Source organism: Caulobacter sp. D5 (genome assembly GCF_003185805.1).
Lineage (GTDB): Bacteria > Pseudomonadota > Alphaproteobacteria > Caulobacterales > Caulobacteraceae > Caulobacter.
In genome coordinates, this window is the sequence record NZ_QHJY01000365.1 from 1 (window position 1) to 3,792 (window position 3,792).

Sequence of the window (3,792 nt, forward strand, 5' to 3'; positions counted from 1 at the left end):
CCTGGTCGACAGCGCGGCGTTCGGCCTGAAGGCGCTGGCCAGCGGCCGCACGCTGGCCGCCGCCATGACCGCCGACATCGAGTGGAACGGAGACCCGGCGTGAGCGCGGTGCGGGTCGCGGCCGTGGACGATGCGGCGCTCGACTGGGGCGATCCGGCGGTCGGCGCCTATGCCCGCGCCCTGGCGGCTCTGGGACCCGACGGCGCGTTGGAGAACGCCCGCTTCGACCTCGCGGCGCTGCAACTGCGCGACCGGGCGCTGACCCTGGTCGTACCGCAAGGACGGCAGGCCTGCTGGCTGACCGCGCCGAGCGTCACCTACGGCCAGACGCTGCGCGAGGAGATCGACCGCGAACTGAAGGGCGGCGAGGCGGTGGCGGCCAAGGCCGCGTCCGGGCTGACCGAGGGCCTGCTGCGGGCCACCCGGGCCGACGACGCCGTCCATGTGAACCACCTGCTGTTCTCGACCAGCCTGCACGGCGGCTGGGACGGGGCGGAACTGAACGAGGCGCTGGCGGCGTTGCGGGCGGCCTATCCCGACCGGACGATCGTCTGGCGCAGCCTGAACGTCGTCGATCACGCCGATCTGCTGGCGCGGATGCGGGCGGCCGGCGGGCGGCGGCTGCTGAGCCGGCTGATCTGGCGCCTGCCCGATCCCGCGCGGCAATGGGCGTCGCGCCGCGACGTGCGGCGGGATCTAGCTCTGACGGCGGCCGGCGGCTTCACGGTCGAGACCGACGCCAGGCCGACCCCGGAGGAGATCGAGCGGCTGCTGGCGCTCTATGCCGGCGTCTATATCGCCAAGTATTCCCGCGCCAATCCGCGCTACACGGCGGCGGCGCTGGCGGCGGCTGTCGCGTCGGGCGTGCTGCGCCTGTCGCTTGTGCGCGCGGCTTCGGGCGAGATCGTCGCCTTCGCCGCCGACCAGACCTGCGGCGGCGAGCTGGCCACGCCGATGCTGGGCCACGACCGGACGCGGCCCGAGGCCGAGGGCCTGTTCCGGATCGCCATGGCGCTGTCGGTCCAGCACGCCGTCGAGCAGGGCCTGGCGGTAAACGGCTCGGCCGGCGCGGCGGCCTTCAAGCGCCACCGGGGCGCGATGCCGGCGCTGGAGCACCAGATGGTGTTCGACGACCATCTTCCCCCCTGGCGGCGGGCGGGCTACGCCTTGCTGGCCAAGGCGCTGGACGCCCTGACCCCGACCCTGGAAAGGATCGCCGCCGGATGACGCCCTTCCCCGCCGGCCTGAACCGAACCTGGCTGCCCGTCTGTCTGTCCCGCGAGCTGACGGCAAAGCCCCTGTCGCGCCAGCTGGCCGGCGTGCCGCTGGTGCTGTTCCGCGACGCCAAGGGCGCGGCCGCGGCGCTGGAAGACCGCTGTCCGCACCGCAACTATCCGCTGTCGGACGGCAAGGTGGTCGATGGGGCGATCCGCTGCCCCTATCACGGCTGGCGGTTCGACGGTTCGGGCGGCTGCATCGAGATCCCGGGGACCAGCGAGGCGGTGAACGCCGAGCGCCTGGGCGCGCGGCGGATCGAACTGGTCGAGCGGCACGGGGCGGTGTTCGTGCGGCTGGAGCCGGATCCGCAGCAACCGGATCTCGTGCTGCCGCCGCTGCTGGGCGACCCCGACCACGATCATTTCTGGTGGAGCCAGCCGCCGTGGAAGGCTCGCGCCCTCGACGCGCTGGAGAACATCCTCGACCCGTTCCACACCAACTTCGTGCACGACGGCCTGATCCGGGTCAGCGGCAAGCGCCAGGCCGTGCGCCAGACGGTGATCCAGCACGCCGATGGCGTCGAGGTGGTCTACGAGCAGGACGAGCCCGACCGGGGCTGGATGTCGCGGCTGCTGGAGGGCGATCGCCAGCGCAGCGTCGGCCGCTACTATCCGCCGGTGACGTTCCAGGGGCGCTGGGAGAAGAAGGACAGCCTGACCCTGTGCGCCACGGCCTTCTTCGTGCCCGAGACGCAGGACCGCTTCCGGGGCTTCGGCTGCTGGACGACGCCGAAGGGCCGCGCGCCGGCCTGGCTGAAGCGGCAGGCGATCATGGCCTTCGTGCGCCCGGTCGCGGTCCAGGACCGCCGCGCGCTGGAGCGGCAGTACGCGACCATCGCCGCCTTCGGAGGCCCTCGGTTCAAGTCCGGGCCCACGGACCGCGTGACCACGCCCCTGACGCGCCTCTACCAGGGGGAGGCTTTGGAGCCGTCGGTGGACGGCCCCAACACCATCTGGCTCTGAGGATCAGGCCGCCAAGATCAGGCCGACAGGATCCGCCGGCCGCGCTCGACCGACATGCGGTGCGAGCCCGCCACCTCGACCTGGCGGGTCTTGATGGTCTTCATGAACAGCCATTCGCCGGTCACGCGGCGGGGCGTGACCTCGATCATCATGTAGCCGCGGCGGCTGGTGTCGGCCCACTTCATCTCCGGATTGGCGGCCATGAAGCCCCGCGCCACCATGGCCGGGTCGGCGCCCATGTCGCCCTCCAGGCCGTTGGAGGTGACGCTGTGGCCGGCGAACTCCACGCCGGCGGGACGGCCGTCCTCGACCAGGGAGAAGGCCCAGGCGTTGTGGCTGTCGCCGGCCAGCATGACGAGGTCGGCGTCGGCGGCCTGGGCCGCCTTCAAGAGCCGCGCGCGAGCCTGCGGATAGCCGTCCCAGCGGTCCATCCACATCGGCAGGCCCTGCCTGGCGGCGCGGATGTTGTTGCGGTAGCCGGCGACCTTGCGCTCGCTGGTGTCCGGCTTCAGCCAGTCGACGGCGTCGGCGGGCATGACGGTGCGGCCGATGATCGTGCCCATGCCGACCAGCTGCCAGGCCGTGGTCCTGGCGTTGGCCTTGAAGGCGTGGGCCAGCCAGCTTTCCTGGGTCGTGCCCAGCATGGTGGCCGAGGGATCGCGCCAGGGCCCGTCGCGGAAGGCCTTCAGGGCCGCGTCGGGATCGGCCGCCTTGAAGGTCGCGCCGATGTCGGCCGGCTGGGTGCGGGCCAGCAGGCGCGATTCCGTGCGGTAGAGGGTGGCCAGGGCGCCGATCGGATAGGCCTTCCACGGCTCGTCCGAGACCGGCATCCACTCGCGATAGACCTGCATGGCCGCGGCCCGGCGCAGGTTCCAGTCGCCTTCCGCCGGCTGGTGGTTCTGGGCCCCGCCCTCCCAGCTGTCGTTGGACGACTCGTGATCGTCCCAGAGGGCGACCATAGGCGCCATCTGGTGCAGCCGCTGGAGGTCGGGATCGGCGCGGTAGCTGGCGTAGCGCAGGCGATAGTCGGCGATGGCCAGGATCTCGCTGGCCGGCAGCGGCACGCGGTCGGGCTCGAAGCCCTCGCGCAGCACGCCCGGCCCCTCATAGATGTAGTCGCCGACGTGCAGCCAAAGATCGAGGTCGTTCCGCGCCGCCGCGTGGCCATAGGCGTTGAAGTAGCCGTACGGCAGGTTCGAGCAGGAGAAGACCGCCAGGTTGAAGCGCGAGACCTGCCCCTCCGGCAGGGTCTTGGTGCGGCCGACCGGCGAGCGCGTCCCGTCCGGCGCCACGAAGCGGTACCAGTAGACAGTCCCAGGCTCGAGGCCGTCGACCGTGACCTTGGCGGTCCAGTCGCGATAGGCGCCGGTGCGGACCACGGCGCCCGAGACGATGCGCGAGAAGCCCTGGTCGAGCGCCACCTCGACCTGCAGGCGCACGACGTCGGCGGCGGTCTCGGGGACGTAGCGCGTCCACAGCAGCATGGAGTCGGCCGCGGGCTCGCCGCTGGCGACATTGTGGGTGAAGCCGGTCGCGCCGGCGAGACCGGCGG

3 protein-coding genes are annotated in these 3,792 nt (G+C 72.2%); 2 read left to right on the forward strand and 1 reads right to left on the reverse strand.

Annotation, left to right across the window (positions count from 1 at the left end; all coding sequences use genetic code 11):
* Positions 1 to 99: 99 nt before the first annotated feature.
* Positions 100 to 1,227 carry a hypothetical protein gene (locus DMC18_RS21010; protein WP_110118721.1) on the forward strand — a complete coding sequence of 376 codons (1,128 nt, stop codon included), beginning with the start codon at positions 100 to 102 and terminating at the stop codon, positions 1,225 to 1,227.
* Positions 1,224 to 2,240 (forward strand): aromatic ring-hydroxylating dioxygenase subunit alpha, encoded by a 1,017-nt coding sequence (locus DMC18_RS21015; protein WP_110118720.1) that lies wholly within the window; start codon positions 1,224 to 1,226, stop codon positions 2,238 to 2,240. The genes DMC18_RS21010 and DMC18_RS21015 overlap by 4 nt, the downstream gene beginning before the upstream one ends.
* A 17-nt stretch (positions 2,241 to 2,257) precedes the next feature.
* On the opposite strand, the gene DMC18_RS21020 is transcribed toward DMC18_RS21015, so the two are convergent.
* On the reverse strand, positions 2,258 to 3,792 hold a 1,535-nt coding region (locus tag DMC18_RS21020), incomplete at its 5' end, for an alkaline phosphatase (RefSeq protein WP_110133284.1).

Bases quoted from the DNA above. Each gene is read 5' to 3' on its own strand.
- DMC18_RS21015 (WP_110118720.1), top strand. From the start codon at position 1,224: ATGACGCCCTTCCCCGCCGGCCTGAACCGAACCTGGCTGCCCGTCTGT.